The sequence below is a fragment of the Faecalibacterium sp. An192 genome (assembly GCF_002160175.1).
In the GTDB taxonomy this organism is placed as follows: Bacteria; Bacillota; Clostridia; order Oscillospirales; family Ruminococcaceae; genus Faecalibacterium.
This window is the reverse complement of record NZ_NFKB01000129.1, coordinates 1-1158: the sequence shown is the minus strand read 5'-3', so window position 1 is coordinate 1158 and position 1158 is coordinate 1. Positions and strand designations below refer to the sequence as shown.

General features: G+C 53.9%; 1 protein-coding gene and 1 rRNA gene. Both read left to right on the top strand.

Annotated features, from left to right (window positions below; genetic code table 11):
- A 5S ribosomal RNA gene (gene rrf / locus B5F27_RS16240) occupies positions 1-100 on the top strand; the annotation flags it as partial.
- A gap of 74 nt (positions 101-174) precedes the next feature.
- On the top strand, positions 175-1017 hold the full coding sequence (locus tag B5F27_RS16235; protein ID WP_087369069.1) for a metallophosphoesterase: 843 nt from the start codon (positions 175-177) through the stop codon (positions 1015-1017).
- Positions 1018-1158 lie beyond the last annotated feature (141 nt).

The following is a 1158-nucleotide window of genomic DNA, read 5'->3' as shown; positions in this document are numbered from 1 at the left end:
TGAGGTCCCACCTGTTCCCATTCCGAACACAGAAGTTAAGCTCACTTGTGCCGAAGATAGTTGGCTGGACACGGCCTGTGAAAATAGGTAGATGCCGGCTTCTCTAACAAAACCCCTGAGGATAAATCCTCGGGGGTTTTCTCATATCGGGAAAGAAGGACGGAGGAGGGAACGATGGTCAAATTTCTGAAAAGAGCGGTGCTGCTGGTTTTGCTTTTGGTTTTGCTGGGAGCGGCGGTGCTGTTTTATGCTCTGAAGGTAGAACCCTACCGTCTGAAAATCGATCATTTGACCTTTTCCAGCGGCCTGACCCAGGAGCTGCGGGTGGTCCAGGTGTCGGATATCCAGATCAGCGAACACTACACCATCCGGAACCTGGAACAGCTGGTGGACCGGGTCAATCAGCAGAATCCCGATTTGTTTCTCTTCACCGGGGACCTGTACGAGGTCTATAACACCTATCATCAGGATGAGGATTTAATCCGGATTTTGTCCCGGATTCAGGCGCCCTATGGAAAATTTGCCATCTGGGGCAATCGGGACCGGGGCGGGGGCGCGGTGCGCACCTATGAATCCATCATGGAACAGAGCGGATTTCAGATTCTGTGCAACGAGGGCGTGACGGTGACGCTGGAGAGCGGCGATACGGTCTTTTTGGCGGGGCTGGATGATGCTTTGCTGGGAGAACCCAACATCGACGGAGTGCTGGCGGATGTTCCCGCCCAGCAGCCGGGCTATTCCATCCTGATGACCCACGAGCCCGACACCGCCGACCTGTATGAGGACCTGGGTTTTGACCTGATTTTGGCGGGCCACAGCCATGGCGGACAGGTCAGTCTGCCGTTCCTTCCTCACATCACCACTTCCATGGTCAGAAAATATCTGGACGGCCTGTATCCCCTCAACGATCAGACCACCCTGTATGTCCACTCCGGAATAGGAACCTCCCGCTATCCGATCCGGCTGGGGGTTGTGCCCGAAATCGCCGTCTTTGACATGAAACCGGCTGCGGAATAAATCCGCGCGCAAATAAAAGAACATCCCTCGCGCTGAACCGCTCCAGTAAAAGTAGACAGTGAAAAAAGAAGGCCTCCTGTGGTAGAATAAAACTACTACAGGAGGTCTTTGCTATGCCCAGAAAATACAGCCACATTCAGG

What these genes read in the sequence shown, in the direction of transcription:
- B5F27_RS16235 (WP_087369069.1), top strand. Translation starts at nt 175, where the DNA reads ATGGTCAAATTTCTGAAAAGAGCGGTGCTGCTGGTTTTGCTTTTGGTT.